Origin of the sequence: Nonomuraea fastidiosa (assembly GCF_042751225.1) — a bacterium.
GTDB lineage: Bacteria > Actinomycetota > Actinomycetes > Streptosporangiales > Streptosporangiaceae > Nonomuraea > Nonomuraea fastidiosa.
On record NZ_CP170570.1, the window covers coordinates 6,216,874 to 6,243,384 of the forward strand.

The 26,511-nt window shown below is 70.8% G+C and carries 25 protein-coding genes and 1 tRNA gene; 11 read left to right on the forward strand and 15 right to left on the reverse strand.

Going from position 1 to position 26,511, the window contains the following annotated elements; all coding sequences use genetic code 11:
* Positions 1–3: 3 nt before the first annotated feature.
* The 3 genes from ACFMQL_RS28635 to ACFMQL_RS28645 form a co-directional block, all read right to left on the reverse strand.
* The gene (locus tag ACFMQL_RS28635) at positions 4–669 is read right to left on the reverse strand and encodes a hypothetical protein (protein WP_378787889.1); all 666 of its coding nucleotides are present in this window, start codon (positions 667–669) and stop codon (positions 4–6) included.
* Positions 670–676: 7 nt separating this feature from the next.
* The gene (locus tag ACFMQL_RS28640) at positions 677–1,225 is read right to left on the reverse strand and encodes a hypothetical protein (protein WP_378787891.1); all 549 of its coding nucleotides are present in this window, start codon (positions 1,223–1,225) and stop codon (positions 677–679) included.
* 68 nt (positions 1,226–1,293) lie between these two features.
* The gene (locus ACFMQL_RS28645; protein WP_364054400.1) at positions 1,294–1,686 is read right to left on the reverse strand and encodes a hypothetical protein; all 393 of its coding nucleotides are present in this window, start codon (positions 1,684–1,686) and stop codon (positions 1,294–1,296) included.
* A 130-nt stretch (positions 1,687–1,816) separates the two neighbouring features.
* Here ACFMQL_RS28645 and ACFMQL_RS28650 point away from each other — a divergent pair.
* Positions 1,817–1,890, forward strand: a tRNA-Pro gene (locus ACFMQL_RS28650).
* A gap of 988 nt (positions 1,891–2,878) precedes the next feature.
* On the opposite strand, the gene ACFMQL_RS28655 is transcribed toward ACFMQL_RS28650, so the two are convergent.
* Both ACFMQL_RS28655 and ACFMQL_RS28660 read right to left on the reverse strand, forming a co-directional pair.
* Entirely contained in the window at positions 2,879–4,015 is a 1,137-nt protein-coding gene (locus ACFMQL_RS28655) for an IS701 family transposase (RefSeq protein WP_364070935.1), read from the reverse strand.
* 113 nt (positions 4,016–4,128) lie between these two features.
* The gene (locus tag ACFMQL_RS28660) at positions 4,129–4,290 is read right to left on the reverse strand and encodes a hypothetical protein (protein WP_378787893.1); all 162 of its coding nucleotides are present in this window, start codon (positions 4,288–4,290) and stop codon (positions 4,129–4,131) included.
* On the opposite strand from ACFMQL_RS28660, the gene ACFMQL_RS28665 reads away from it, so the two are divergent.
* Positions 4,283–5,218, forward strand: a complete 936-nt coding sequence (locus tag ACFMQL_RS28665) for a trypsin-like serine peptidase (protein ID WP_378787895.1) — start codon at positions 4,283–4,285, stop codon at positions 5,216–5,218. The two genes, ACFMQL_RS28660 and ACFMQL_RS28665, sit on opposite strands and share 8 nt — an antisense overlap.
* 74 nt (positions 5,219–5,292) lie before the next feature.
* Here ACFMQL_RS28665 and ACFMQL_RS28670 read toward each other — a convergent pair whose 3' ends face one another.
* The gene (locus tag ACFMQL_RS28670) at positions 5,293–6,087 is read right to left on the reverse strand and encodes an ATP-binding cassette domain-containing protein (protein WP_378787897.1); all 795 of its coding nucleotides are present in this window, start codon (positions 6,085–6,087) and stop codon (positions 5,293–5,295) included.
* 786 nt (positions 6,088–6,873) lie between these two features.
* Here ACFMQL_RS28670 and ACFMQL_RS28675 point away from each other — a divergent pair.
* Genes ACFMQL_RS28675 through ACFMQL_RS28685 form a run of 3 tightly spaced genes read left to right on the forward strand, consistent with a single transcriptional unit; the run spans position 6,874 to position 9,948 of the window.
* Entirely contained in the window at positions 6,874–7,998 is a 1,125-nt protein-coding gene (locus ACFMQL_RS28675; protein WP_378787899.1) for a mandelate racemase/muconate lactonizing enzyme family protein, read from the forward strand.
* Positions 7,995–9,131 carry a mandelate racemase/muconate lactonizing enzyme family protein gene (locus tag ACFMQL_RS28680; RefSeq protein WP_378787901.1) on the forward strand — a complete coding sequence of 379 codons (1,137 nt, stop codon included), beginning with the start codon at positions 7,995–7,997 and terminating at the stop codon, positions 9,129–9,131. Before ACFMQL_RS28675 ends, ACFMQL_RS28680 begins: the two co-directional genes overlap by 4 nt.
* 10 nt (positions 9,132–9,141) lie before the next feature.
* Positions 9,142–9,948, forward strand: a complete 807-nt coding sequence (locus tag ACFMQL_RS28685; protein WP_378787903.1) for a FadR/GntR family transcriptional regulator — start codon at positions 9,142–9,144, stop codon at positions 9,946–9,948.
* Between the two features lie 6 nt (positions 9,949–9,954).
* Here ACFMQL_RS28685 and ACFMQL_RS28690 read toward each other — a convergent pair whose 3' ends face one another.
* Genes ACFMQL_RS28690 through ACFMQL_RS28705 form a run of 4 tightly spaced genes read right to left on the reverse strand, consistent with a single transcriptional unit; the run spans position 9,955 to position 14,358 of the window.
* The gene (locus ACFMQL_RS28690; RefSeq protein ID WP_378787905.1) at positions 9,955–11,223 is read right to left on the reverse strand and encodes a glucarate dehydratase family protein; all 1,269 of its coding nucleotides are present in this window, start codon (positions 11,221–11,223) and stop codon (positions 9,955–9,957) included.
* On the reverse strand, positions 11,220–12,740 hold the full coding sequence (locus ACFMQL_RS28695; RefSeq protein WP_378787906.1) for a tripartite tricarboxylate transporter permease: 1,521 nt from the start codon (positions 12,738–12,740) through the stop codon (positions 11,220–11,222). The genes ACFMQL_RS28690 and ACFMQL_RS28695 overlap by 4 nt, the downstream gene beginning before the upstream one ends.
* Before the next feature lie 19 nt (positions 12,741–12,759).
* A complete protein-coding gene (locus ACFMQL_RS28700) occupies positions 12,760–13,326 on the reverse strand; it encodes a tripartite tricarboxylate transporter TctB family protein (RefSeq protein WP_364054376.1) in 567 nt (188 codons plus the stop codon).
* 24 nt (positions 13,327–13,350) lie between these two features.
* A complete protein-coding gene (locus ACFMQL_RS28705; protein ID WP_364054373.1) occupies positions 13,351–14,358 on the reverse strand; it encodes a tripartite tricarboxylate transporter substrate binding protein in 1,008 nt (335 codons plus the stop codon).
* Between the two features lie 169 nt (positions 14,359–14,527).
* Between ACFMQL_RS28705 and ACFMQL_RS28710 the strand changes: the two genes are divergently transcribed.
* The 3 genes from ACFMQL_RS28710 (at position 14,528) to ACFMQL_RS28720 (ending at position 17,841) form a co-directional block, all read left to right on the forward strand.
* Positions 14,528–15,454 (forward strand): LysR family transcriptional regulator, encoded by a 927-nt coding sequence (locus ACFMQL_RS28710; protein WP_364054370.1) that lies wholly within the window; start codon positions 14,528–14,530, stop codon positions 15,452–15,454.
* Positions 15,455–15,588: 134 nt separating this feature from the next.
* Positions 15,589–16,503, forward strand: a complete 915-nt coding sequence (gene kdgD, locus ACFMQL_RS28715; RefSeq protein ID WP_364054367.1) for a 5-dehydro-4-deoxyglucarate dehydratase — start codon at positions 15,589–15,591, stop codon at positions 16,501–16,503.
* 15 nt (positions 16,504–16,518) lie between these two features.
* A complete protein-coding gene (locus tag ACFMQL_RS28720; protein WP_364054364.1) occupies positions 16,519–17,841 on the forward strand; it encodes an enolase C-terminal domain-like protein in 1,323 nt (440 codons plus the stop codon).
* Positions 17,842–17,875: 34 nt separating this feature from the next.
* Here ACFMQL_RS28720 and ACFMQL_RS28725 read toward each other — a convergent pair whose 3' ends face one another.
* Positions 17,876–18,727 (reverse strand): DUF72 domain-containing protein, encoded by an 852-nt coding sequence (locus ACFMQL_RS28725; protein WP_364054361.1) that lies wholly within the window; start codon positions 18,725–18,727, stop codon positions 17,876–17,878.
* 85 nt (positions 18,728–18,812) lie between these two features.
* Here ACFMQL_RS28725 and ACFMQL_RS28730 point away from each other — a divergent pair, with 85 nt between their 5' ends.
* The gene (locus ACFMQL_RS28730) at positions 18,813–19,670 is read left to right on the forward strand and encodes an NAD(+)/NADH kinase (protein ID WP_364054358.1); all 858 of its coding nucleotides are present in this window, start codon (positions 18,813–18,815) and stop codon (positions 19,668–19,670) included.
* A gap of 7 nt (positions 19,671–19,677) precedes the next feature.
* On the opposite strand, the gene ACFMQL_RS28735 is transcribed toward ACFMQL_RS28730, so the two are convergent.
* Positions 19,678–21,045, reverse strand: coding sequence for a YibE/F family protein (locus tag ACFMQL_RS28735; protein ID WP_364054355.1), 1,368 nt, complete (start codon positions 21,043–21,045; stop codon positions 19,678–19,680).
* Positions 21,046–21,119: 74 nt separating this feature from the next.
* Here ACFMQL_RS28735 and ACFMQL_RS28740 point away from each other — a divergent pair, with 74 nt between their 5' ends.
* Together ACFMQL_RS28740 and ACFMQL_RS28745 are read left to right on the forward strand one after the other, a co-directional pair.
* Positions 21,120–21,839 carry a DUF72 domain-containing protein gene (locus ACFMQL_RS28740; RefSeq protein ID WP_378787910.1) on the forward strand — a complete coding sequence of 240 codons (720 nt, stop codon included), beginning with the start codon at positions 21,120–21,122 and terminating at the stop codon, positions 21,837–21,839.
* Complete coding sequence (locus ACFMQL_RS28745) at positions 21,839–22,807, forward strand: magnesium transporter CorA family protein (protein WP_378787912.1); 969 nt, start codon at positions 21,839–21,841, stop codon at positions 22,805–22,807. The genes ACFMQL_RS28740 and ACFMQL_RS28745 overlap by 1 nt, the downstream gene beginning before the upstream one ends.
* Here ACFMQL_RS28745 and ACFMQL_RS28750 read toward each other — a convergent pair.
* The 3 genes from ACFMQL_RS28750 to ACFMQL_RS28760 all read right to left on the reverse strand — a co-directional run bounded on the left by ACFMQL_RS28750 (position 22,702) and on the right by ACFMQL_RS28760 (position 26,250).
* The gene (locus tag ACFMQL_RS28750) at positions 22,702–23,178 is read right to left on the reverse strand and encodes a hypothetical protein (RefSeq protein ID WP_378787913.1); all 477 of its coding nucleotides are present in this window, start codon (positions 23,176–23,178) and stop codon (positions 22,702–22,704) included. The two genes, ACFMQL_RS28745 and ACFMQL_RS28750, sit on opposite strands and share 106 nt — an antisense overlap.
* 67 nt (positions 23,179–23,245) lie before the next feature.
* Positions 23,246–24,199: a TAXI family TRAP transporter solute-binding subunit gene (locus ACFMQL_RS28755; RefSeq protein WP_378787915.1), complete on the reverse strand. Its 954-nt coding sequence runs from the start codon at positions 24,197–24,199 to the stop codon at positions 23,246–23,248.
* A complete protein-coding gene (locus ACFMQL_RS28760) occupies positions 24,196–26,250 on the reverse strand; it encodes a TRAP transporter permease (RefSeq protein ID WP_378787917.1) in 2,055 nt (684 codons plus the stop codon). The genes ACFMQL_RS28755 and ACFMQL_RS28760 overlap by 4 nt, the downstream gene beginning before the upstream one ends.
* Between the last annotated feature and the right edge of the window lie 261 nt (positions 26,251–26,511).

A 26,511-nucleotide genomic window follows, 5' to 3' on the forward strand; every position in this document is an offset into this window, starting at 1 on the left:
ACGTCACCTCGTTCCCAGAACGCTGTGCCGGGCCTCGGCGGCCTGCCCGGCGCCCTGCTGGGGGCTCGGGGAGCCGGAGAGCGCCAGCAGGCGCTCCAGCACGTTGCGGTAGTCGCGCAGCGCCAGACGAAGCTGCTCGGTCTCCGCCCCACCCGCGTCCTTCCAGCGGCCGCGCAGCGCCGCCGTACGGCTCGTCAGGCTGCTGGTGAGCGACTCCACCACCTCGCCGACCAGCCCGTCCGCGCGCCGCACCGCCTCGCCGGGGTCGTCCACGAACGACGCCTGCAGGTCGCGCCAGCGCGCCTGCACCTGGGTGGGGTCCTGGTCGAACAGGACGATGTCATCGGGGGCCGCGTGCGCCGGGGCCTGCTCCGCGCAGGGGCCGCCGGGCGGATCGTCGTCGTGATCGCCCATGGCCTGCGGGGGAATGCGGTCGGTCCGCGCCTCGGACCGCGCCAGTTCGTCGCCGTCACGGCTGGTCGCGTGGTCGTGCGCCGGCTCGTTACCGGTCCGGGCGGTCGCGTCTTCGCCGTCCCTCAGACCGTCTCTGAGGCCGTCTCCGGGGCCGTCCTGGACCCTCTCCCTGAACTCGTCCGTGCCGTCCCTGCCGTCCCTGCCGTCCCTGTGCGGGTCGCTGTGGGGGGCCTTCAGCTCGTCGTTGCCGCTCATGTCGTGCTCACCGTCCTCGGGTGGTCTCGTGGAGCAGCTCTTCGAACAGCGCGCGGTAGTGCACCATGGCCTGCCGGAGGTCCTCCGTGGAGGCGTCCTTCCTGGCCGCGCGCCCGCTGATCTCGTGAGCCGTTCTGTAGTGGTCGAGGGTCTCCGCGTGCCCAACCGACAGGTCGGACAGGCGCTGCTCGAAGTCCTCGGTGGGGTAACCGCGCTCGGCCATCACGGCCGTCACGAGCTGGTCCGCCTCCGTCACCGCGTAGCCGGGCGCGTCGACGAAGCGCTCCTGCACCTCGGTCCAGCGGCTCGCGTACGTGTCGCGCGACTCCTCCGGCAGCGGCCTGATGTCCAGCTCGGCGTGCCGCTGCTCGCGTTCCAGCAGCTCCTGCTCGGCCTCGCGGCGATCGTCGTGCTCGGCGACCGTGCGTTCGTACTCGGGGCCGAAGCGTTCGCGGAGGTGGGAACGACGCGTCTGCCGCTGCAGCACGAAATATCCCACTGCGGCGAGCGCCACCACCGCGACCACGACGACGGCCACCCATATCCAGGTGGTCATGTTTTCGCCTCCGGTCTCTCTGTTGAGGACCAGCGACTGCCCTGAGCGGGTATGCCGAAACCCACGCTTCAGCGAGCTTCGAGTGCCTTCCTGGCCGCCTCGAGCATCTTCGCGACGTGTGAGCCCTCCGGGGAGGCGGGGACCTCGCTGAAGCCCTCCTCGGGGTCGTAGGCCACGTCCAGGCCCGCGTCCACGAGCCGCTGAGCCCACCGCAGCGCGGTGTTCAGCCGTTCGGAGGCGGGCGGCTTGCCCTGGGCCGCCGCCGACAGGTTGCGCAGGTTCGTGGCCGGCCCCGACTGGGAGTGCTTCCTGGCCAGCTTCCACGGCAGTGCGGCGCTGTGGTCGAGCATCGGCTTGGCCAATCCGGCGGCGCGCTTGGCCTGCAGCACCCCCGATTCGCTCACCCCGAAGTGAGCCGCCAGCTCCTGCACCGTCCGCCCTTCAGCGACGAGTCTGGCCAACTCTTCGCGATCGATGCTCGGCCTACGCCCCACTGGCCGCCTCCGCTCCCGCTTTCCGTGTACGCGTGCACCTCCGATGTGCGCTAAGGTTATGACGTCCCACCCCGCAGGGGGCGGCCGACACAACCACCGGGACGTAGCGCAGCTTGGTAGCGCACTTGACTGGGGGTCAAGGGGTCGCAGGTTCAAATCCTGTCGTCCCGACTGGTGGAAGAAGGGGTGCCAGAATCTCTCTGGCACCCCTTCCGCGTTGTGGGGAGCCGAACGAGGAGCCACTGCTCTGCCCGGCTCGTGACGCGAAGAACTGCTTCATGGCCACCGCGCCCCCGGCAGGCCGGTGAACGCGGCGTCCCAGGGCCGCGTGGGCCGCAGAGCAACCGGCCACCGGTGCCGGGCACCAGGTGGACCTGCGAACGAACCTCACCGGCGACGGCAAGGTGAGCCCGGCGCCGCGTCCCCCGCCGCAACGCCTGTATCCCCGCGCCCGCTCGCGGCTCTGTTCTCTGTGGGGTTCTCTGTGGGGACTTGCGCCTGCCGACGGTCTCTGTGGGGACTTGCGTTCGCCGACCGGAGGGGATCTTGCTGACCGGGCCTCATCCTCATCCTCATCCCGTTGTCCGAGGTGCCGACGGCGCCGTATGCATCCGAGGCTCCCCACGCCGGTGACACCAGGGGTGCTGAACAATCAGCTCAGCTGAGTTTCGTTTTTCGCGCCGTCCGAGAATGAGGAATTGCGGACGGCGGTGATCTCGCGCGATAAGCGTCGGTGTCAGGGCTTGGCTGTGCCGTGCGCGAAATTCGGAAACGTTCCGGAAATCGTCGCGATCCGAATATCATCCCGTCATTCCGCGGCTCGCGAGAAGTTTCTGACCGGCCCCTTTACGTGAAGGAAAGTTGCGCACATGATGAGGTGGTTTCGCCGATCACCTATGGAAGGGAAGAGTCATGAGCGCACGCTCAAGGCGCGCCGCAATCGTCGTCTTAATACTCCAGCCGCATTTAGTGATCGATGATTCGTCGCTGTCGCTGGTAATGGCAGCGGCGGGCGCGGGCTTGATGCCGACGTCGCCACTGTGACCAGCGGATTCGATGACTGGCAGGGTGCCGGGGCTGGGCAAGATGAGCATGCAGACGCCGGATCTCGTTGACGGTAAGCGGGATCAGCTCGCCGGAATCGTCACCGTTCGCACCCTCAAGCTGTGATCGTCCCTGTCGGCAGGGCCCCCTGTGTGGCCAGGCCCGAGAAAGCCTCGCCCTGCTGAGCGCCCGTTGCGCCGGGTGGGCCGGCGGCGAGGAAAGCCAGGTGAGCGTGAGCGACCATGGCCAACGTGACGTGCCGATACCAGGCCAGGTGCTTGCGGACCTGGTAATGGTCCAGGCCGACCTCGTTCTTGGTGGCCTGGAAGCATTCCTCCACGCTCCACCGCGATCCCGCCACTCGCACCAGCTCCGGCAGCGCGACCGGGCCGGTGGCCCAGCAGGTGTAGAACGCCAGCTCGCCGGAATCAGTGATGGAGCGGCGGGCCAGCAGCCACTCGGCCGGGCCGAGCGGGATCCACGCCCAGTCGTAGTAGCGGTGGCCCTTGGCACCCTGGCCGCAGGAGTAACGCTGCCACGCCTGCTCCTCCAGCGCGGCGAAGACCTCATCGGCACGCATCTTCCGGCCGGCCAGCACGATCGGGTGGTCACAGGAGACAGCGAACACGTAGCTCAAACCCCGGCTGCGGCACCGCTCACGCAACACGGGGTTGTCGCCGTAGCCCTCATCCGCGGTGAGCCAGGCGAAGGTGAGCAGCGGATCGTCGGCGGCCCGCTCGATCATCCTCCAGGCCAGCTCCGGTTTGGTCGCGAACTCCACCTGCTCCGGGATGCCGGCGTCGGTGCGCCGCTCGGGTGCGGTGAACCAGGAAGCGGGCAGATACAGTTCCCGGTCGATCAGCACCCGTTGCCGGCCGGGGTGCAGGTAGGAGGCGAACACTCCGACCTGACAGTTGGTGATCTTTCCGGCCGTGCCGGTGTACTGGCGCTGCACCCCGGCCGAGCGGCGGCCCTTCTTCTCGAACCCGGTGTCGTCGACCACCAGCACCCCGTCCAGGCACCCGAGCCGCTCGGCGACCTGGGCCCGCAGTGCATCCCGGACCGCATCGACGTCCCAGCGGGCGTGGTTGAGCAGTCGTTGCATCCCGTCGGGTGTCGCGTCTCCGGCGAACTCGGCCAGGGACCAGCCGTTCTTGCGTTCCAGCGAACTCAGCAGGCCCAGCAGGTAACCACGCGCTCTGATCCGCGGCTCACGCCGGCCGAAGAACGGTGCCACTACCTGCGCGAACAGGTCATCGAACGCATCGGCCCATACACGCGGGTCGATTTCGGCTACCGTGGCTGCCACGGCCACCGCCGATCATCTGGATTCCACACACCCACATGATCACTGCGGTGGCCGTCTCACGTCTCAGCCTCGACCAGATCGAGATCTCGAAGTGCGGCTGGAGTATTAACGGCGTTGCTGGCGGTCTCGGGGATGAGCGCGACCGCCTCCGGCCAGACCTCCGCCACCGGCACCGCAGCACCATCGCCCGACACATTGTCGAAGGGGGTGGTGAACAAGGCCGGCAGTGAGCGGATCCTCAGCTACTGGACCGAGGAGCGGATCCGCGCGGCCACGCCGGAACCGATCCCTTCGTCCCCGCCGCTCATCCAGAAGGGTGAGCCGCCCAAGAACGTCCTGCCGGGACAGAAGGCCGAGGGCTCGCTGCCGGCCAGGAGACTCGACCGGCCCATCGGCCCGTCGGCCGACGTCAACGCCGGGGCGCGGGCCGAGCGCTGGTACGGCCAGGGGAGCATGCCCGCCATCACCATCGGCAAGATCTACTACCGTCGCAACGACGGCTCGCCGGGCTACTGCAGCGGCAGCGTGATCACGGCCGCCAACAGGAACACCGTCTGGACCGCCGGGCACTGCATCCACGCAGGCGGCGGCGGTGACGCCAACTGGTTCAGCGACTTCATCTTCGTCCCCGACGCCGACAACGGGCTCGAACCGCACGGCCGGTGGACCTGGCGCTACGCCGCCACCGCCAACGGCTGGTGGGAGGACGGCGACTGGAGCTACGACGTCGCGGCCATCGCCTTCGACCCGCAGTCGCAGCACGGAAACCTGCAGGACTGGGTCGGCTCGCAGGGCTACCGGTTCGGATACGGCCAGGACTTCACCGACATCCACGCCTTCGGCTACCCCCAGGACGGCTACCAGCGCACCGACTTCACCGGTGACGATCTGTGGTACTGCTTCGGCGACGTCAGCCGGGCGGGCCTCTTGGACGACCGCATGGACATGGATTGCGACATGTTCCACGGCTCCAGCGGTGGTCCTTGGCTCCAGGAGCTACAGCTCGACCGGGGATGGGGCTACATCGTCGGGGCCAACAGCCACCGTACGGTCGACAACAACGGGAACCCGACCGACATCGTCTACAAGTCGCCCAACCACGGTGACGCCGCCATCAACGTCTACAACGACGTGAGCGCGAACTAGCCCGCCGTCGCGTGCGAGGGGTCTCCGTTCGCGCGGCTCCTCGCACGCGCTGTTCTCTCGCCCCTCGGTTTCTCTCACCCTCCGGTGGCCTCGTCCATGCGCTCCCTGGTCCAATAAGACGAGACCTCTTCTGGAGATCGGGTGTTCTCCACACCTCTGGAGGTCTCCTCGGGAGCCGTGTTCCCCAGGATCACGACCGCTCCGGCCACGACGAAGGCGGCGGCGATCACCAGCAGTGCGACGCCTTTTCGGCTCATACGGCCATCGTACGGCCGACGCGGAAGAAAAACGGGTCGGCGGTTTCGCAGCTCCGTGAATCGTTCGTCCCCGCCTCGGTGATCGAATACCGGTGACCATCCCTTTTGCGGCTCCGTGGCCTTCGTCGTTGCGATTCTTCGGCGCATCGGATGCCTCCCTGGCACAGGCGTGGGGGATATCAGCGCGGCCTGGCGCCGGCCGGTGGTCGGCTCGTCGAGCACCACCAGCTCGGGGTCGCCCGCCAAGGCGAGCGCGAGCTGCAGCCGTTGCTTCTGGCCGCCGGACAGATCGCAGAACGCCTTGCCCGCCAGCGGTTCCAGGCTCCACCGCGCCATCACCTGGCGCCAGTCGGCCGGCTGCGGATAGAACGCGGCGAACAGCCGCAGCGCCTCACCGGCCTTGATCCGGTCGGGCAGCGCCCCCTCCTGCAGTTGCACGCCGATCCGCTGGGCCAGCTTGCGGCGCCGGCGCACCGGGTCGAGGCCGAGCACCTTCACCGAGCCGCCGTCCGGCCTGCGCAGCCCCGTCAGGCACTCCACGGTCGTCGTCTTGCCGGCTCCGTTGCGGCCTGCGATGCCGAAGGTCTCGCCCTCGGCGATCTCGAAGGACACGCCGTCCACGGCGACAGTGCCGCCGTATCTCTTGCGGAGCCCGCGTACCTGTACTGCCGCCATTCCGCTAGTTTCACCTCGCGCGCGTTGAAGGCGACATCCTCCAGGACGGCCGAACCCATCCTCCCTTCGGAGGATGGCGCCGCCAGCGGACGCCCCTGGAACGGGCAGGTTGTCGTCGCGGCACGGCGGCCTGGATACGCCCGATGAATCGTCCACGCGGCCGGTGAGTCTCCATGCGCGCTCATGTGAGGTCCGTGAGTCGCATTTCGGTGACGGCATGACGGCGCAGTCGATCTGGTGACCGATCTTCTGCGATATCCGGCCTGCCCGTGAACCCGGCGGCCTGCCCGGAGCGGCGGGCCGACCATCTGCGAAAGCGACTCGTGCACTTCGCGGCCGGCTGCGGGCGGGGTGATGATGTCGGTGCCGAAAGCCATCGCCAGGCACGGACGGGTTAGCCCGCCCCATGCCGCCCGCCGGTCTCCGATGACGCTGACCTCGTACTGCGCGCTCGGTCCCGCGCCGGAGAGCGGACATCGCCGCGGCAATCAACGGCACCGTCGTGCTGGGCCCGGCCCTCACCCACCTGGGCCTGCTCTCCGGCCTGGCGGGCTTGGGGCTGCCGCAGGCCGACGCCGCCCTGGGCCCGCTACGGCGCGCCGTCTGACCATCTCGTCGCGCGTCGCGGCAGCGGTGGGGGAGAACGGGGCAGTTGTCGTATGAATAGCGGATTTGTACGATGACTTGCGTACCACGCCCACCCTGACCCCGCGAGGTTCTGTCATGGCCGACCGCATCCGCCACGTCACGCTCTCCTCCGTCACGCTTCCCCTCGACGTGCCCGTCAGTGACGCCAAGGTGCTCACCGGGCGGCAGAAGCCGATGACGGAGGTGGTGTTCCTGTTCGCCGAGATCGCGACCGAGGACGGCCACTCCGGCGTCGGGTTCAGCTACTCCAAGCGGGCGGGCGGCCCCGCGCAGTACGCGCATGCCAAGGAGGTGGGGGAGCACCTGCTCGGGCAGGATCCGTCGGACATCGGCAAGGTGTACGAGTCGTTGTTGTGGGCGGGTGCGTCGGTGGGCCGCTCGGGTGTGGCCACGCAGGCGCTGGCGGCCGTCGATGTGGCTCTGTGGGATCTGAAGGCCAAGCGGGCCGGTCTGCCCTTGGCCAAGCTGCTGGGGGCCTACCGCGACTCGGTGAGGACGTACAACACCTCGGGCGGGTTCCTGCACGCGCCGATCGAGGAGGTGAAGCAGCGCGCTTCGCAGTCCCTGGCGGACGGCATCGGCGGGATCAAGATCAAGGTGGGTCAGCCGGACATGCGGGAGGACCTGCGGCGGCTGGCGGCGGTCCGGGAGCACGTGGGCGATGAGGTGCCGCTGATGGTGGACGCCAACCAGCAGTGGGACCGGATCTCGGCGCTGCGCTTCGGGCGGGCGGTCGAGGAGATGAACCTGGTGTGGATCGAGGAGCCGCTGGACGCGTACGACGCCGAAGGCCACGCCCGGCTGGCGGAGGCTCTGGACACGCCGATCGCCACCGGCGAGATGCTCTCCAGCGTGGCCGAGCACGTACGGCTCATCGAGGCCCGCGCCGCCGACATCATCCAGCCCGACGCCCCGCGCGTGGGCGGCATCAGCTCCTTCCTGCGCATCGCCGCCCTCGCCGATCACGCGGGGCTGCAGCTCGCGCCGCACTTCGCCATGGAGATCCACCTCCACCTGGCCGCCGCCTACCCGCGCGAGCCGTGGGTCGAGCACTTCGAGTGGCTCAACCCGCTGTTCAACGAGCGGCTGGAGACGCGCGACGGCCGCATGATCGTGCCGGACCGTCCGGGGCTCGGGTTCACGCTGAGCGAGCAGTGCCGCGCCTGGACGACCGACCGCGTCGAGTTCGGCAAGGCGTGACGACGGCCGTGGGCGACGCGATCGCGTCCGTACGGCTCGGCAGGTACGCGGTGCCGCTCGCGACCCCCGTGAGCGACGCCAAGGTGGCCACGGGACGCCAGCGGCCCCTGTCCAGGATCGACGTGCTGACCTGCGAGATCGGCACCCGCGACGGGCTGCGCGGGCTCGGCTTCTCCTACACCACCCGCGCCGGCACGCCCGCGCAGTACGCGCATGCCAAGGAGGTGGGGGAGCACCTGCTCGGGCAGGATCCGTCGGACATCGGCAAGGTGTACGAGTCGTTGTTGTGGGCGGGTGCGTCGGTGGGCCGCTCGGGTGTGGCCACGCAGGCGCTGGCGGCCGTCGATGTGGCTCTGTGGGATCTGAAGGCCAAGCGGGCCGGTCTGCCCTTGGCCAAGCTGCTGGGGGCCTACCGCGACTCGGTGAGGACGTACAACACCTCGGGCGGCTACCTCCAGGCGCCCCTGGACGAGGTCAAGGAGCGCGCCTCGCGCTCCCTGGCCGGGGGGATCGGCGGGATCAAGATCAAGGTGGGTCAGCCGGACATGCGGGAGGACCTGCGGCGGCTGGCGGCGGTCAGGGAGCACGTGGGGGACGAGGTGCCGCTGATGGTGGACGCCAACCAGCAGTGGGACCGGATCTCGGCGCTGCGCTTCGGGCGGGCGGTCGAGGAGATGAACCTGGTGTGGATCGAGGAGCCGCTGGACGCGTACGACGCCGAAGGCCACGCCCGGCTGGCGGAGGCTCTGGACACGCCGATCGCCACCGGCGAGATGCTGACCGGCGTCCCCGACCTCGTCCGGCTCATCGGGGCCGTCGACGTCGTCCAGCCCGACGTGCCCCGCGTCGGCGGCATCACCCCCTACCTCAAGGTCGCCGCACTCGCCGACCACGCGCACGCCCAGGTCGCGCCGCACTTCGTCATGGAGATCCACGTCCACCTGGCCGCCGCCTACCCGCGCGAGCCGTGGGTGGAGCACATCGAATGGCTCGCGCCGCTGTTCGAGGAGCGGCTGCGCATCGAGGACGGGCGCATGCACGTGCCCGACCGTCCCGGGCTGGGGCTCAGCCTCGCCGGGCGGGCGCGCGACTGGCTGATCGACGACGTCGAGTTCCACGGCCCCGGCCGGTAGATTGTCCGCCGTGCCGCGCAACCCTAAGGGCAACCCCGAGGACGCCGCGCCGCGCAGCCCCAAGGACCCCGAGGACCTTGAGGACGCGGTGCCGCCACGGAACGCCGCCCACCGTCCCAAGGGCCGCAGGGGCGGCCGGGGCCTTGCTCATGAGGTGGTCGAGCGGCTCAGGGCCCGCATCCTGGTCGGCGAGATCCAGCCGGGCGAGAAACTGCCCACCGAGTCGTCGCTGATCGAGGAGTTCGGCGTCAGCAGGACCGTGGTCCGCGAGGCGATCTCCCGGCTGCAGGCGGCCGGGCTGGTGGAGACCTTCCAGGGCCGGGGCTCGTTCGTGCTGGCGCTGCCGCCGCCCACGGCCTTCTCGGTGGAGGCGGCGCAGGTGCGCACCCACCGCGACGTCCTCGACATGATCGACTTCCGCATCGGCATCGAGACGGAGGCCGCGGGCCTCGCCGCCGAGCGCCGTACGGACCTGCAGCTCAAGGCCATCGAGCGGGCCCTGATCGACCTCGGGCGCTCGGGCGAGCAGCCGGGCCACGCCGTCGAGGCCGACTTCGCCTTCCACATGAAGGTGGCGCTGGCGTCCGGCAACAGGTTCTACTCCGACCTGCTGGCCTCGCTCGGCCCCATGATGATCATGCTGCCGCGCACCCGCCTCGAACACGTCTACACGGTCTCCGACGCCACCCACCTCACGCGGGTGACGCTGGAGCACGAGAACATCTACCGCGCCGTCGCCGACCGTGATCCGGCGGCGGCGCGGGCGGCGATGCGGCTGCACCTGTCCAACAGCCGCGCTCGCCTCCAGGCGCCGTAGGACCGGCTACCAGCGGGCGGTGTTCGGGGTGAAATCGGGCACGATCGACTGCATGTACGCGGTGTCCTCGCGCCCGCGCTGACCGCACTTCAGGTACTGCTCGTGCAGCGCGGCGAGCGCGTCCTCGTCCAGCTCGACCCCCAGGCCGGGCCCGCGCGGCACGGCCACGCCGCCGTCGCGGAACTCCAGCACGCCCGGCTTGACGACCTCCTCGGTCTTCCACGGGTAGTGGGTGTCGCAGGCGTAGGTGAGGTTGGGGGTGGAGGCGGCCAGGTGCGTCATGGCGGCCAGGCTGATCCCCAGGTGCGAGTTGGAGTGCATGGACAGCCCCATGCCGAACGTCTCGCAGATCCCGCCGAGCAGCGCCGAGCGGCGCAGCCCGCCCCACAGGTGGTGATCGGAGAGCACGACCTGCACCGCGTCGGCGGCCACGGCGGGCTTGATGTGCTCGAAGGCGATCACGCACATGTTCGTGGCCAGCGGCAGCTCCGTGTGCTTGGAGACCTCGGCCATGCCCTCGATGCCGGGCGTCGGGTCCTCCAGGTACTCGAGCACCCCGGACAGCCTGGCCATCTCGACGGAGGTGCCGACCGTCCAGGCGCCGTTGGGGTCGATGCGCAGCTTGTGCCCGGGGAACGCGTCCGCCAGCGCCTCGACGGTCTCGGCCTCGTGGCGGGGCTCGTACACGCCGCCCTTGAGCTTGATGGCGGTGAAGCCGTACTCGTCGACCATCCGGCGCGCCTGCGCGACCAGCTGCTCGGGCGTGCGGCCCTCGCCCCAGTCGTCGTCCTCCTGACCCGGGTGCCCGGCCCACTTGTAGAACAGGTACGCCGAGTACGGCACCCGCTCGCGTACGGCGCCGCCCAGCAGGTCGCTCAGCGGCCGCCCCATCGCCTTGCCCTGCAGGTCGAGCAGCGCCACTTCGAACGGCGACACCACGGTGTCCACGGCGCTGGAGACCTCCAGCATGCCGCCGAAGCTGGCACCGGCGCCGCCGGTCGACTCACCCAGGGCCTCGGCGACGATGCGCCGCAGGCCGTGCAGGTCGAAGACGTCCGCGCCGGGCAGGGCCGCAGCCACCGCCTCCAGGCGGCCGAGATGGGCCTGGTCGGCGTACGTCTCGCCGAGCCCGACCAGCCCCTCGTCGGTGTGCACCTGGACGATCGCGCGCAGCACGTACGGCTGGTGCACGCCCACCACGTTCAGCAGGGGAGGGTCGCGGAAGGCGACGGGCGTGACGACGACCCGGCTGACCCGGCCGGCGGAAACGGTCATGAAATCCTCTCCTCAACAGGGTCGGCGGCGCTGGGCGCGGGCTTGCGGCGTATCGCCTTGCGGATCAGCGGCCAGGCCGCGACGATCACCACGATGGCGAGCACTGTGCCAGAGATCGGGCGGGTGAGGAAGCCCGCGGGGTCGCCGCCGAAGATGAGCAGGCCCTGCCGCGCCGAGCTCTCGATCATCGTGCCGAGCACGAACGCCAGCACCAGCGGTCCCGGCTCGAAGCCGAACTTCTTCATCAGGTAGCCCAGCACGCCGAACGCGATCACGAGGAAGATGTCGTACACCTGGTTGCGCACGGTGTAGGCGCCGAGCAGCGTGATCAGCACCGTGATCGGGGCGAGGACGGCCTGCCGCACCCGCAGGATCCTGACGAACACCCCCACCATGGGGATGCTCATGATCAGCAGCAGGATGTTGCCGATGTACATCGAGTTGATGACGCCCCAGAACACGTCGGGGTGCTCGGTGACGAGCTGCGGGCCCGGCTGGATGCCCTGGATGAGGAGCGCGCCGAAGATCAGCGCCATCGTGGCGTTGGCCGGGATGCCCAGCGTCAGCAGCGGGATGAACGACGAGGTGGCGGCGGCGTTGTTGGCGGTCTCCGGCGCGGCCACGCCCTCCACCGCGCCGCGGCCGAACCGCTCGGGCTGCTTGGCGCGCCGCTTCTCCAGCGCGTACGCCGCCAGCGACGACAGCACCGCGCCGCCGCCGGGCAGCACGCCCAGCACGAACCCGACCAGCGAGCCCCGCCCGATCGCGCCCTTGGCCTGGCCCAGGTCGCGGCGCGACGGCCACACGTTGCCGACCTTGGCGGGGGAGTGCACCTTGTTGTGCCGCTCCTCCAGGTTGTAGAGGATCTCGCTGAGGCCGAACAGACCCATGGCGATGGGGATGAAGTCGATGCCCTCGGCCAGGTTGAGGCTGCCGAAGGTGAAGCGCTCCGCGCCGGTGAAGGTGTCGCGGCCCACGGTCGCGATCAGCAGGCCGACGCAGGCGGCGATGATGGCCTTGAGCTTGTTGCCGTTGCCGATCGAGGAGATCAGCAGCACGCCGAGGATGCCGAGCGCGGCGTACTCGGGCGGGCCGAAGTCGAGCGCGAAGCCGGCCACGATCGGCGCGACCAGCGTCAGGCCGATGATCGAGATCGTGCCGCCGACGAACGAGCCGATGGCCGCGATGCCGAGCGCCGTGCCCGCCCTGCCCTGCTTGGCCAGGGCGAAGCCGTCGAAGACGGTCACCACCGACGACGCCTCACCGGGCAGGCGCAGCAGGACCGAGGTGATCGTGCCGCCGTACTGGGCGCCGTAGAAGATGCCCGCCAGCATGATGATCGCCGAGACCGGCCCGATGCCGTACGTGATCGGCAGCAGGATGGCGATCGTCGCGCCGGGGCCGAGGCCGGGCAGCACGCCGATGAGCATGCCGATGATGACGCCGATCAGGCAGTAGAGCAGGTTGGCCGGCTCCAGCACGACGCCGAAGCCGTCGAGGATCGGGGAGATGTCCATGGGGTTTTCTCGGACTTCCTCAGATGAGGCGGGGGAGCGGGATCTGCAGCAGCAGCACGAAGAGCACGTAGAACGCGGCCACGGCGCAGATGCTGATCACGATGGAGGAACGCCACGACTCCTTGCCCAGCCAGCGCAGCCAGACGAACATCAGCAGCAGCGCGGGGATCTCGAACCCGATCAGCGGCAGCAGCGCGGCGAGCGCCACCAGCGTCACCAGGCCGATCAGGGTCTGCAGGCTCGCGCGGGAGAACCGCTCGGAGTCCTGCAGGCCGCGGCCGGTGACGAGGAGCACCACCGAGAGCACGGCGATCACGACGCTGATGGCGAACGGCCACAGCCCGGGCCCGGGCTGGGTCAACTGCCCCAGGCCGAGCCCGTAGGAGCCGATCGCGCCGAGCACGCCGACGGCCAGCGCCACCAGCGCGGCCCCGACCTGGGCGGCCGGCCCCGCGTGCGGCGGCCTGGCCTCCTCCATCTCGGCCGCGAGCCGGTCGGCCTCGGCCTGCAGCAGGGCGGCCTCGTCCGCCTCAGAGGCCGAGGCCGGTGGCCGGACCGGGTCGGAGGCCGGGTCGGACACGGACATGCAAACTCCTTCGCAGGAAGGGGATCAACCGGCCAGGCTGATGCCGAACTCGTCGAGCTTCGCCTTGTACGTCGAGGCGTCCTTCTGCAGCGAGTCGATGACCTCCTGCGGGGAGACCTCCATCGGCGTGAGCGAGTTCTGCTCGTTGAACTTCTTGTACTCCTCCGTGGCGAACGTCTTCTTGGCCGCCTCCAGCAGCTTGGCCTTGACGTTCTCCGGCGTGCCCTTGGGCGCGGTGAGGAAGCGGTACTGCGTCACCTGGACGTCGAAGCCCTGCTCGATGGCGGTCTTGACGTCGGGCAGGTAGGGGATGCGCTCCTTGGAGAAGACGGCGAGCGGGATGAGCTTGCCGGCCTTGATGTTCTCGATGGCCTCGCCGATCTGCATGGTGGAGACGTCCACCTGGTTGCCGAGCAGGGCCGTCAGGTTGGGCGCGCCGCCGTCGAACGGCACGGCCGTCGCGTCGATGCCGGCGGTCTTGAAGGTCAGCGCGGAGGCGAGCTGGGCGCCGGTGCCGACGCCGGTGGTGCCGTACCGGATGGTCTTGCCGGCCTTCTTCATGTCGTCGATCGACCTGAAGCCGGACTTGGGGTTGGTGGCCATCACGTAGTCGTCGCGCGAGACACCGGTGATGACGTCGAAATCCTCGATCTTGACGGCCTCGGACGGCGACACCGTGAGCGGGGTGATCGTGAACAGCGAGGCGTTCTGCACGGCGACCTTGTATCCGTCGGGCTTGGCGGCCTGCAGCTCCTTGGCCGCCAGCGCGCCGTTGGCGCCCGGCTTGTTGATCACGGGCGCGGAGACGCCGAGCTCCTTGGCGATGCCCTGGGCGAGCGCGCGGCTGATGAGGTCGGATGAACCGCCGGCGGACGCGCCGACGCTGAACTCGATGTTGCCCGACGGATAGTCCCCGTCGCCGCCACCGGAGGAGGTCGTCTTGACGCCACCGCACGCGGTCAGCGTCATCGCGGTGACGACGCCGACGACACCCATGAGGATGCGGCGGGGGGCTGTCCGAGATGTCGGCATGGACTTCTCCTTCATGCGGGCGAGGACCGCCCGTGGATCTTTCGTGCGCGGAGATGGAGTTGCGTCAGGTTACGGCAAGGTTTCCGCTTTGTGGTTCTCCGGAGACTAAGGACCTGCCTTGATGCCTGTCCAACGTCATTTCGGTATCAAGTGATACTCTTGCGGCATCATGCTAACCCTCGATCAGATTCGGGCATTCGTCGCGGTCGCCGAAGAACTTCACTTCGGCCGCGCCGCCGACCGGCTGCGCATGACCCAGCCGCCGCTCAGCCGCCACATCCAGAAGCTGGAACGGGCGATCGGCGTGACGCTGCTGGAACGCGACAACCGCCGCGTCGTGCTCACCGACGCGGGCCGCGGCTTCCTTGAGGACGCCCGGCGCATGCTCTCCCTGGTCGACACCGCCGGGGACCGGGCGCGCAGGATCGCGAGCGGCGCGGCCGGCATCGTACGGCTCGGCTTCACCGCCGTCTCCGCCATCAGCATGCTCGGCACGCTGCTGCGCCGCCTGGCCGAGCAGCTCCCCGACATCGACGTCATCCTGCACGAACGGGTGACCGCCGGGCAGGTGGACGGCCTGCTGCGCGGCGAGCTGGACCTGGGACTCGCCCGCCCGCCGTTCGACATCGCCACCCTCGACTCCCGCATCGTCTTCCGCGAGCCGCTGTGCGCCGTCGTCCCCGCCGGGCACCGCCTCGCCACGCTCGGCCGGCCGCTCGCCCCCGACGACTTCGACGGCCTGCCGGTGATCAGCTACAACCCCGTGCAGTCGCGCTACTTCCACGAGCTGACCGTCCGCTTCCTCACCAACGCGCACCCCCGCATCGAGCAGCAGGTGCACCAGATCCTCACCGCCGTGCTGCTGGTCGCGGCCGGGCGCGGGGTGGCCCTCGCCCCCGCCAGCGCGCGCTCGCTCGGCGTGGACGGCGTCGCCTTCTGCGACCTGGTACGCGGCGGCGGCGACCCCCTCGACCCGGCCGGCGCCACCGGCGAACCCGTCGAGCTGCACGTCATCTGGGACCGCAACTCGACCAACCCCGCGCTCGGCCGGGTGCTCGAACTGCTGCCCGCCATCGGGGAGCCGCACGACCAGTGATGCTCGTACGGCATCGCTGGATAGAGAATCGCACTTGGACAGGAATCGCTCCTCCTTCTTAGCCTGGCGGACGTCGGACCTTTCAGCCGGTGCGGGGAAACCCCACGGCCGCATGTCAAGCGAGGAGCCTCGTCATGCCCAGTTACTCCCCGCAGGAGTTGGCCAGTCAGCTCAAGAGCGGACTGCTGTCGTTCCCCGTGACCCACTTCACCGAGGACCTGCAGTTCGACGAGAAGAGCTACCGCGAGCACCTGTCCTGGCTGAGCGGCTACCCGGTGGCCGGCCTGTTCGCCGCCGGCGGCACGGGTGAGGGCTTCTCGCTGACCGGTGAGGAGATCGACCGGGTCGTGCGCGCCGCCGTCGACGAGGTGAACGGCCGCCTCCCCGTGATGGCCCCCGCCACCGGCGGCACCGCCAACGCCGTCGCCCAGGCCAAGGCCGCCGAGGCGGCGGGCGCCGACGGCATCCTGCTCATGCCGCCGTACCTCACCGAGGCCGGGCAGCAGGGCCTCATCGAGCACATCTCCGCCGTCTGCTCCGCCACGAGCCTCGGCGTGATCGTCTACAGCCGCGCCAACGCCGTGCTCAACGACCGCTCCGTCGCCACCCTCGTCGACCGCAACGAGACGCTCATCGGCTTCAAGGACGGCGTGGGCAACATCGAGAACCTCACCCGCATCTACGCCGCCGTCGGCGACCGCCTGGCCTACATCGGAGGACTGCCCACCGCCGAGACCTTCGCGCTGCCGCTGCTGCAGCTCGGCATGAGCACCTACTCCTCGGCCATCTTCAACTTCGTGCCGCAGTACGCGCTCGACTTCTACGCCGACGTGCTGGCCCAGGACCGCGAGGCCGTCTACCGGCGCATCCGCGAGTTCATCCTGCCCTACCTCGACATCCGCGATCGCATGAAGGGATACGCGGTCTCTATCATCAAGGCCGGGCTGGCCGCCGTCGGCCGTCCCGCAGGGCCGGTGCGCCCGCCGCTGCAGAATCTCACCGAGAGCGAGCTCGCCGAGCTGACCGCGCTCATCGACAAGATCCGCTAGGGGGAACCTCCCGAGATGTCGCCCACCATCGAGAGCGTCGAGGTCGTCCCGGTCGCCGGGTACGACAGCATGCTCCTCAACCTGAGCGGCGCCCACGGGCCGTTCTTCACCCGCAACGTCGTCATCGTCACCGACTCCGACGGGCGTACCGGGCTGGGCGAGGTGCCCGGCGGCGAGGCCATCAGGCAGACCATCGAGGAGGCCGCCGCGCTGCTGACCGGGCGGCCGGTGGCCCGCTACCGCGCCCTGCTGCGCGAGGTCGCCGACCGCTACGCCGCCCGCGACGCGGGCGGGCGCGGCCAGCAGACCTTCGACCTGCGCACCACCGTGCACGCCGTCACCGGCCTGGAGTCCTGCCTGCTCGATCTGCACGGCCAGTACCTCGGCCTGCCCGTCGCCGACCTGCTCGGCGAGGGCCGGCAGCGCGACCGGGTGCCGATGCTCGGCTACCTGTTCTACGTCGGCGACCCCGGTAAGACGGACCTGCCGTACCTGGTGGACGACGAGGGCGAGGACCGCTGGTCGCGGCTGCGCCGCCGCGAGGCGCTCACCCCCGACGCGGTGGTGGCGCTGGCCGAGGCCGCCCAGGAGCGCTACGGCTTCACCGACTTCAAGCTCAAGGGCGGCGTGCTGCCCGGCGAGGAGGAGGTCGAGGCGGTCAAGGCGCTGGCCCGCCGCTTCCCCGACGCCCGCGTCACGCTCGACCCCAACGGCGGCTGGCTGCTGGCCGACGCCGTACGCCTGTGCCGGGGCCTCGGCGGCGTGCTCGCCTACGCCGAGGACCCCTGCGGGGCCGAGGGCCGCTTCTCAGGGCGGGAGACGATGGCGGAGTTCCGGCGGGCGACCGGGCTGCCGACCGCGACCAACATGATCGCCACGGACTGGCGGGAGCTGGCCCACGCCGTACGCGCGGACGCGGTGGATATCCCGCTGGCCGACCCGCACTTCTGGACGATGGCCGGCTCGGTGCGCGTCGCGCAGCTCTGCCACGACTTCGGGCTGACCTGGGGCTCGCACTCCAACAACCACTTCGACATTTCGCTGGCCATGTTCACCCACGTCGGAGCGGCCGCGCCGGGCGAGATCACCGCGCTGGACACGCACTGGATCTGGCAGGACGGCCAGGCGCTCACCACCTCGCCGCTGACGATCGAGGACGGCGCGGTGCGGGTGCCCGACAAGCCGGGGCTCGGCGTCGAGCTGGACAGGGACGCGCTGGCCGAGGCGCACGAGCGCTACCTCCGCCACGGGCTGGGCGCGCGCGACGACTCGATCGCCATGCAGTACCTGATCAAGGGGTGGACGTTCGACCCGAAGCGCCCCTGCCTGGTCCGCTGACGGCCGGGCCGCGCCGGGCCTCCCGAAGACGGCGTCAGAACAGCGTGAGCGGCTGGTGCGGCTCGGGGTCGGGCAGCGGGGCGAGCTCCGGCACCAGGGCGCGCACCTCGTCGTGGAAGCGGCGGGCCAGCGCCGGCGCGTCGGCGTTGTCGGGGGTGTGCACGAACACGGTCGGCGAGCGGCCCTCGCGCAGCCACCGGGCGACCGTGTCCACCCACGGCCGCCAGCCCGCCACCGTGCGCTCCTCGTCGTCACGGCCCAGGTAGCGCACGATCGGATGGCCGGTGAGCGCCCGTGCGCGGCGCGGCAGGCGCGGCTTGCGCTCCCACGCCTCACGCTCGGCGTCGCTGGTGGGCGGCGCGGCGAACATCACCGTGGTGTCGAACGGCACCCACTCGGCACCCGCGCCGTCCAGCACCCGCTCCAGCAGGCGGGCCGCCCGCTCGTCGGTGAAGAACGCCGGATGGCGCACCTCCACGGCGTAGCGGTGGCCCTGCGGCATCCGGCGCAGGAAGGCCGCGAGCGCGCCTGCGTCGTTCGGGCCGAACGAGCCGGGCACCTGCACCCAGAACGCGTGCACGCGCGGCCCCAGCGGCTCCATGGCGTCGAAGAACGCGCGCAGTTCGGCTTCGCCGCCCATCAGCCGGTGGTCGTGGGTGACGGCCTTCGGCAGCTTGACGACGAACCGGAAGCCGGGCGGGGTCTGCGCCGCCCACGACTCCACCGTGGCGCGGGCCGGGGTGGCGTAGAACGTGGTGTTGCCCTCGACCGCGTCGCACCACCCCGCGTACGCCCTCAGACGCTCGGCCTGAGGCAGGTGGGCGGGCACGAAACGCCCCTGCCACCGCGCGTGCGCCCACATCGCGCATCCCACATGAAGCCGCATGGGCACGACGCTACCGGACCCTCGCGCGGGCAAGATCCCGGTCCCGCCGCGCCCGCACCGTGACGGCCCACGTAAGGTTGGCGGCATGGGCATGGTCGGGACGGTCGGGCTGGTGCTGCACCCCCAGCGCGACTCGAAGAAGGCGATCGACACCATCCTGAGGTGGGCGGCCGACAAGGGCGCCACCGTGCTCGGCCTGCCCGAGGAGGTGGGCCGCATCGACTGCACCGCCGTCCCCGTCGACGCCGGCGCCCTGGTCGAGCGGGCCGACCTGGTCGTCGGGCTGGGCGGCGACGGCACGATGCTGCGCACGATGCGGCTGCTCGCCGGGCGGCCGACGCCCATCCTGGGGGTCAACCTCGGCAAGCTGGGCTTCCTCGCCGAGATCGGCGTCGACGAGCTGCCGGAGACGCTGTCGGCCATCGACCGGCACGAGTACACGATCGAGCCGCGCATGGCCATCCGCAGCGAGCTCAACGGCACCAAGGTGACGGCGTTCAACGACATCGCGCTCGTCCGCACCCCCGGTGACGGGCTGGCCGGCGTCGCCGTCACCCCGGCAGGCAGCCCGTTCGTCCGCTACTCCTCCGACGCCGTCATCGTGGCCACCACCACCGGCTCCACCGCCTACAGCTTCTCCGCCGGCGGGCCCATCGTCTCGCCCCGCGTGGAGGCGGTGCTGGTCGTGGCGGCGGCCGCGCACTCGGCGTTCAACCGGGCCCTGGTGCTGCCCGCCGACGAGGAGGTGACGCTCACCGTGCTGCCCAGCAGCGGGCGGCTGGCCGTCGAGGTGGACGGCAGGGTGATGGGGCACCTGTTCCCCGGCGACAGCGTCACCGTGACCGCCTGGCCGGGCGCGGCCAAGGTGGTCCGCCTGGGCACCACGTTCTACGAGCGCGCCCGGCGCAAGCTGCGGGTCGACGGCAGCCTGCAGCCCGACTGAGCCCCCGTCAGGCGCCCGCCCGCCGCCGGTGCCGCGCCGCCCGCTGCGGCGCCGTACGGTGCGGCGGCCCGGCCTCGCGGGGCGTGAAGAAGTCGCCGGGCTCCCGGCCGGCCGGACCCCGATCCCCGCGGTCCCGGCGCGGGGCGTCCCGCTCCTCGTCCTCCCAGAAGCCGCCCTCGTCGTGCGGATCGTGGCCGGGATGGTCGCGGTCGCGGTCGCGGACGGCGGCCAGGGCGGCCAGGGCCGTCGTGATGGGCACGGCCGCGATGAGCCCGAGCGTGCCGACCACGCCGCGCACGATCTCCTGCGCGATCACCGGCGTCGTCAGCACCTGGCCCAGGGGCTGCGCGCCGATGCTGAACAGCAGCAGCAGCGGCAGCGACGCACCCGCGTACGCCAGGATGATGGTGTTGATCACCGACGCGATGTGCGCGCGCCCGATGCGCCCGGCCGCGCGGTAGAGGCGGGCGAAACCGTAGGACGGGTTGGCGCGGGCCAGCTCGGCCACCGTCACGGCCTGGGTGACCGTGACGTCGTCGAGCACGCCCAGCGAGCCGATGATGATCCCGGCCAGCAGCAGGCCCTGCGTGTCGATGGACAGGCTCATGCCCAGGGTGAGCGCGCTGTCGTCGGTGACGCCGTTCAGGCTCGCCAGGCCGAGCGCCGCGTACGACAGCAGCCCGGTCAGCGTCAGGCTGGCCAGCGTGCCGAGCACGGCGACCGACGTGGACGGCGAGAAGCCGTGCGTGAGGTAGAGCACGGTCAGCATGATCGCCGCCGACCCGACGATGGCCACCAGCATCGGCGGCCGGCCCTCCAGGATGCCGGGGATGACGAACGTCAGCAGCAGCACGAACGTCACCGCGAGCCCGGCCAGCGCCGTCACCCCGCGCCAGCGCCCGAACGCGATCACCGCCAGCGCGAACGCGATGCCGAACAGCCACAGCGGCATCGACCTGTCGTGATCGGAGAGCTGGTAGGCGCCGTCGGCGTCGCGCAGCAGGATCACGTCGTCGCCGGGCGCGAAGCGCTGCGCCCCCGGCCCGCCCGGCAGCCGCAGCTCGACGTCCCTGCCGCTGTCGCGGCCCTCGGTCAGCTTGACGACGGCCTTGCCGCAGGTGGCGGGGTCGGGCTTGGGCGCGCCCTCGGGAGCGGCGGGGCAGCGCTTCAGCGTGACGCTGGTGACCGTGCCGGTGAGCCGCTCGACGCCGGACTCCGGCGCGGGCCCCGCGGTCGTGCCCTCCGGCCAGAGCCAGACGAGCGCGGCCAGCGTGATGATCGCCAGCGGCACCAGGACGGCCAGCGCGGCCACCACGGTACGCCGCGAGGCGCGGGAACGGGAGACGGCGGTGCCGTGCGCGTGGTTGGCGCCCATCGCGTGAAAGGTCCTCCTCGGCCTGACGAAGTAGGACAGTACTGCACCCGGCGGGCCGGGGTAGACGCAACGGCATGACGTGGCTGGTCGGCACCTCGGGCTGGCAGTACAAGGACTGGCGCGGGGTGCTCTATCCGGAGGGGGTGCCGCAGCGGCTGTGGCTGGAGACGTACGCGCGCGAGTTCCCCACCGTGGAGAGCAACAACGCCTTCTACCGGCTGCCGAGCAGGCAGGTGTTCGCCTCCTGGCGCGAGCGCACGCCGCCCGGGTTCGTGATGGCGGTCAAGGCCAGCCGGTTCCTCACCCACATCAGGCGGCTCGGCGAGCCCGGAGAACCGGTGGCGCGGCTCATGGCCGCCGCGGCCGGGCTGAAGGAGAAGCTGGGGCCGGTCCTGCTGCAGCTCCCGCCGTCGCTGAAGGCCGATCCCGCCCTGCTCGACCACTGCCTGGCCTGCTTCCCGCAGGGCGTGCGGGTGGCCGTGGAGCCGCGGCACCCGTCGTGGTGGAGCGAGGAGACGCGGGCGGTGCTGGAGGCGCGGGCGGCCGCCCTGTGCTGGGCCGACCGGCTGGGACGGCCGCAGGCGCCGTACTGGCGTACCGCGCCGTGGGGTTACGTACGCCTGCATGAGGGCAGATCCGCTTACGCGTACGGGGAGCGCGCGCTGCGGACGTGGGCCGCCCGCGTCGGCGAGGCCGCCTGGCCCGACGCCTACGTCTACTTCAACAACGACCCGGGAGGAGCGGCCGTGCGTAATGCTCGACGTTTCGCGGCACTCCTGGCCAGGATGGGCTGATGCACACGCGTCTGTACCGCGGTGGCCGCCTGGAGAAGGAGTGCTTCCCCATCGCGGAGGTTCCCGGCCATCTGGACGACCCCGAGGCCACGGTCTGGTTCGACCTGTGCTCGCCGACGCGGGACGAGCTGGACAAGCTGGGCGACGAGCTGGGGCTGCACGAGCTGGCCGTCGAGGACGTGCTGGCCGGCCACCAGCGCCCGAAGCTGGACATCTACGATAACCACCTGTTCGTCGCGGCCTACGGGGTGCACTTCGACGGCGAACGTGTGCACGCCGTCGAGGTGGACGTCTTCGTCACCGCCAACGCGCTGGTCACCGTGCGCGAGAGCGCGCACTTCGACATCGGCGAGGTGGTCAAGCGCTGGGACGCCGCCGCCCACCTGGCGGGGCACGGCGTGATGTTCCTGCTGCACGGCCTGCTCGACTACGTCGTGGACACCCAGTTCGACGTGGCGCAGGACCTCGACGCGCAGGCCGAGACGCTGGAGGAGTCGCTGTTCGCGGGCGAGCTCACCGACGACGAGAGCCTCCAGCGCACCCTGTACGTGCTGCGCAAGAACGTCACCAAGCTGCGCCGGGTCTCCCTGCCGATGCGCGAGGTCATCGGCACCCTGCTCAGGCGGGACGAGGCGCTGATGAGCGACCCGGTGATGGCCCCCTACTACGAGGACGTCCGCGACCACGTGCTGCGCGTCGGCGAGTGGGTGGACGAGGTCCGCGACATGCTCGCCAACGTCCGCGACACCCGCCTGTCGCAGCAGGGCTTCCGGCTCAACGTGATCATGAAGAAGATCACGAGCTGGGCGGCGATCATCGCCGTGCCCACCGCGATCACCGGCTTCTACGGGCAGAACGTGCCCTACCCGGGCATCGGCGAGCTGTGGGGGTTCTGGCTGTCCATGGTGCTGATGGCGCTCACCTCGGTCGCGCTGTACGTGGTGTTCAAGAAGAACGACTGGCTCTGATCGCAGGGCCCGCCCCGCACGTCGTGGGTGAGCCGCAGCGCCACCCGCACCTCGGCCGCGCCGTCGCGGGGGTAGAGCGGCAGGCAGCGCCCGCCCGACAGCAGCGTCCTGCGCCCGAGCGAGGTGGTCAGCAGCGGCAGCTCACGGTACGTCACCGGCTCGGCCAGGCGCAGCACCCACCCGCCGCCCGGCAGCCTGGCCCGCTCACCGTCCAGCGCGTAGTAGTCGAGCACGCCGCCGCTCAGCGAGAGCACCGCCCGCATCGTGAACCGGCCGCCCAACACGGTGAACACCTCGGCGGACGGCGCCCGGTACATCGAATGCACGTACGTGATCGCGAAGCGGCCCGCGACGACCGGCAGGCCGTTCACGGTCAGCCGCCCGGGCCGGCGGCGGTGCCGAGCGCCGCCACCGCCGCCAGCGCGAGAACCAGCCTGATCAGCCCTTCTCCCGGAAGTAGCGGGCCGCGCCCGGATGCAGCTCGACCGGGGCCACCTGCTGCGCGAGCGCCGGGTCCAGCTTCTTCGCCTCCGGGTGCACCTTCTCCAGCTCGGCCTTCTTCTCGAACAGCGTCTTGGTGATGTCGTAGGCGAGCTGCTCGTTCATCGAGTCGGGCACCAGCAGCATGTTCGCGATGCCGACGGTCTTGATCGTGCCGCCCTGCAGCTTGTACGTGGACAGGTCGATGTCGAGGCCGACGTACTGCTCGCCGTAGGTGGCGCGCATCTTCTCCAGCACGTCGGAGGTGTCCATGATCTTCATGTCCGGCTTGCTCACCGCGAGGTCGGTGATGCCGGCCGTGGGCAGGCCGCCGACCCAGAAGAACGCGTCGATCGTGCCGTCCTTGGCGGCCTGCACCGACTCGTTGATGGACAGCTGCTGCTTGCTGATGTCGTTGTCGGGGTCGAGCCCGGCCGCCTCCAGCACACGCCGCGCCACCACCTGGGTGCCGGAGTTGGCGGGACCGAGCGAGACGCGCTTGCCCTTCAGGTCGGCCACCGTGGCCGCGTTCACGCCGGGGGAGACCACCAGGTGCAGGTAGTTGTCGTAGATGCGGGCCAGCGCCTTGATCGGCTGCTTGGCGGTGAAGCTGTCCTTGCCGTTGACCGCGTCGGCCGCCGTGTCGGCCTGCGAGAAGCCGATCTGCGCCTTGCCCGAGGCCAGCAGCTTGATGTTCTCCACCGACGCCGAGGTGACCGAGGCGGTGGCCTGCGTGTTGGCGATGCCGGCCGACAGCTGCTTGGCCAGGCCGCCGCCGTAGACGTAGTAGACGCCCGTCGTGCCGCCCGTGGCGATCGAGATCCGGTTGCCCGAGCCGCCGCCCGCGCCACCGCCGCCGCAGCCGGCCACGGTCAGGACTGCGGCGGCGACGATCGTGAGTATCCGCTTCACCTTGGGTCCCTTCTCCTTCTTCTGACGAGGTGCACGACGGCGGCCACGGCGAGCACGCCCAGGCCGGCGACGATGGGGACGGGGTCGAGGAACAGCAGCAGCACCGCCGCGACCGCCGCGAGCACCCGCTCGGGCCAGGCCGCCGCGCCGCCGGTGGCCACCGCGAGCGCGGCCACCGCGACCGCCGACACGGCGGTCATCAGCAGCACGGTCCCGAACGGGCCCTGCCCGAGCAGCGCCTGCCCGTTGGGCGTGAGCACGAAGGCGAACGGCACGAGGAACGCGGGCAGCGTGTACCGCCAGGTCATCAGCATCGTCCGGTACGTGTTGCCGCCCGTGATGGCCGCCGCCGCGACCGCCGACAGCGCCGTGGGCGGGCTCACCTCCGACAGCACCGCGTAGTAGAAGACGAACATGTACGCCTCGGGCCGCGTCACGCCGAGGTCGAACAGCGCCGGCCCGATGATCACCGCGGCGATGATGAAGCTCGCCGTCACCGGCACCGCTAGACCCAGCAGCAGCACCGCGACGGCCGCCATGACCGTGGTCGCGATCAGGTTGCCCGCGCCGATGTCCACGATGATGTCGGCGAGGTTCTGGCCCAGCCCGGTCAGCGTGATCGCGCCGACGATGATCCCGGCCGCCGCGCAGACCGCGGTCACCGGCAGCACCTCGAGCGCGCCCTTGGCCAGCGCCCGCCCGATGCGCCGCGGCCCCATCCGGTGCCGCGGATCGAGGAACGACAGGCCGAACGCGACCGCCGTGGCGATCGTCACCGCCTGGAACGCCGACCGGTCCAGCGCCATCAGCACCACGATGAGGAGCAGCGAGCTGAAGTGGTAGCCGAAGCGCAGCAGCAGCTTCCCCGCGCGCGGCGCGTCCACCTCGACCGCGCGGGTGCCGAAGCGGCGCGAGTCGATCTCGATGGCCAGGAAGATGCCGAGGTAGTACAGCAGCGTCGGCACCGTCGCGTACAGCAGGACCTGCAGGTAGCTCACGCCGAGGTACTCGGCGATGATGAACGCCGCCGCGCCCAGCGTGGGCGGCGACAGGATCGCGCCGATGCCGCCCGCCGCCAGGATGCCGCCCGCCTGCTCCCTCGGGTAGCCGGCCCGCCGCAGCACCGGCCAGGCCACGCTGCCCAGGCTCACCGTGGTCGCCACGCCCGAGCCCGACACGGTGCCGAGCAGGAAGCCCGCCGTGGTCACCGTACGGCCGGGCGCCGACCGCGACCTGCGGAAGGCGGCGAAGCTCAGGTCGATGAAGAACTTGCTGGCGCCCGAGTAGTCGAGCACCGCGCCGTAGATCGTGAACAGGATGATGTAGCTGGCCGCCACCTGCATCGGGACGCCGAAGAAGCCCTCGGTGCCGGTGTAGAGCTGCGCGACGATCTGCGAGATGTCGAAGCCCGGGTGCCCGATCGTCCAGTCGATCGGCAGGTACGCGCCGTAGTAGGCGTACAGCAGGAAGACCACGCAGATGACGGCGAACGTCAGGCCGACCGTGCGGCGCACCGCCTCCAGCAGCAGCACCGTCAGCACCACGCCGGCCGCCACGTCGAGGTCCGTCAGTGCCGCGCCCGAGCCGCGCTCGCGGAAGGCGTCCATGTCGAGCAGCGGGTAGACCAGCACGGCCAGCGACGCGGCGGCGAGCAGCCAGTCGGCCACGCTCGGCCGCTCGGCGCGCTTCCCCTGCTCTGAGGGCTCGGGGCGCTCCGAGGGGTCAGGGTGCTCTGAGGACTCAGGGCTTTCCGAGGGCACGGGGCTGGGGCGCTCCGAGGGTTTCGGGGCGGGGCGCCGCAGCAGGCGGCGCACCCGCAGGTCCAGCCCTGAGCGGTAGCAGAGAAAGACCAGCGGCAGCGCGACCGCCAGGAACGTCATCCGGTGCTGGATCGCCTCCACCGGCTGGAACACCACCAGCAGCGAGTACGCCGACAGCACCCCGCCCACGACCCACACGCCGGCCTTGAGCGGACCGCCCAGCTCGCGCGCGGGGCGCTCCTGCTCGTGGGCGGACACCAGCTCGGCCTCACGATCGCTCAGCTCGGTCAAGCCGTCCTCCTCGGACCTCGGCCGTTGGAGCGGACTTTACGAGCCGTTCACACGATCGGGGAAGCCTCTGTTACCCGATTGATCACCAAGCGTCAGCCGAAACGGCCGGGACCAGCTCGGCCCGCAGCCCCGACGCAAGGCAGCGCCGCAGCACGCTCTCCGCGGCCGGCAGCTCGGCATCCGACAGCGGCAGCACCACCGCCTGCACCGGGGCCAGCCAGGCGGGGAAGGCGCCGCCGCGCCTTCCGCTGCGGGTCCTGC

What these genes read in the sequence shown, in the direction of transcription:
- ACFMQL_RS28635 (WP_378787889.1), bottom strand. Translation starts at nt 669, where the DNA reads ATGAGCGGCAACGACGAGCTGAAGGCCCCCCACAGCGACCCGCACAGG.
- ACFMQL_RS28640 (WP_378787891.1), bottom strand. Translation starts at nt 1,225, where the DNA reads ATGACCACCTGGATATGGGTGGCCGTCGTCGTGGTCGCGGTGGTGGCG.
- ACFMQL_RS28675 (WP_378787899.1), top strand. Translation starts at nt 6,874, where the DNA reads ATGGCCGACCGCATCCGCCACGTCACGCTCTCCTCCGTCACGCTTCCC.
- ACFMQL_RS28690 (WP_378787905.1), bottom strand. Translation starts at nt 11,223, where the DNA reads ATGACCGTTTCCGCCGGCCGGGTCAGCCGGGTCGTCGTCACGCCCGTC.
- ACFMQL_RS28695 (WP_378787906.1), bottom strand. Translation starts at nt 12,740, where the DNA reads ATGGACATCTCCCCGATCCTCGACGGCTTCGGCGTCGTGCTGGAGCCG.
- ACFMQL_RS28700 (WP_364054376.1), bottom strand. Translation starts at nt 13,326, where the DNA reads ATGTCCGTGTCCGACCCGGCCTCCGACCCGGTCCGGCCACCGGCCTCG.
- ACFMQL_RS28705 (WP_364054373.1), bottom strand. Translation starts at nt 14,358, where the DNA reads ATGCCGACATCTCGGACAGCCCCCCGCCGCATCCTCATGGGTGTCGTC.
- ACFMQL_RS28710 (WP_364054370.1), top strand. Translation starts at nt 14,528, where the DNA reads ATGCTAACCCTCGATCAGATTCGGGCATTCGTCGCGGTCGCCGAAGAA.
- kdgD (WP_364054367.1), top strand. Translation starts at nt 15,589, where the DNA reads ATGCCCAGTTACTCCCCGCAGGAGTTGGCCAGTCAGCTCAAGAGCGGA.
- ACFMQL_RS28720 (WP_364054364.1), top strand. Translation starts at nt 16,519, where the DNA reads ATGTCGCCCACCATCGAGAGCGTCGAGGTCGTCCCGGTCGCCGGGTAC.
- ACFMQL_RS28725 (WP_364054361.1), bottom strand. Translation starts at nt 18,727, where the DNA reads ATGCGGCTTCATGTGGGATGCGCGATGTGGGCGCACGCGCGGTGGCAG.
- ACFMQL_RS28730 (WP_364054358.1), top strand. Translation starts at nt 18,813, where the DNA reads ATGGGCATGGTCGGGACGGTCGGGCTGGTGCTGCACCCCCAGCGCGAC.
- ACFMQL_RS28735 (WP_364054355.1), bottom strand. Translation starts at nt 21,045, where the DNA reads ATGGGCGCCAACCACGCGCACGGCACCGCCGTCTCCCGTTCCCGCGCC.
- ACFMQL_RS28740 (WP_378787910.1), top strand. Translation starts at nt 21,120, where the DNA reads ATGACGTGGCTGGTCGGCACCTCGGGCTGGCAGTACAAGGACTGGCGC.
- ACFMQL_RS28745 (WP_378787912.1), top strand. Translation starts at nt 21,839, where the DNA reads ATGCACACGCGTCTGTACCGCGGTGGCCGCCTGGAGAAGGAGTGCTTC.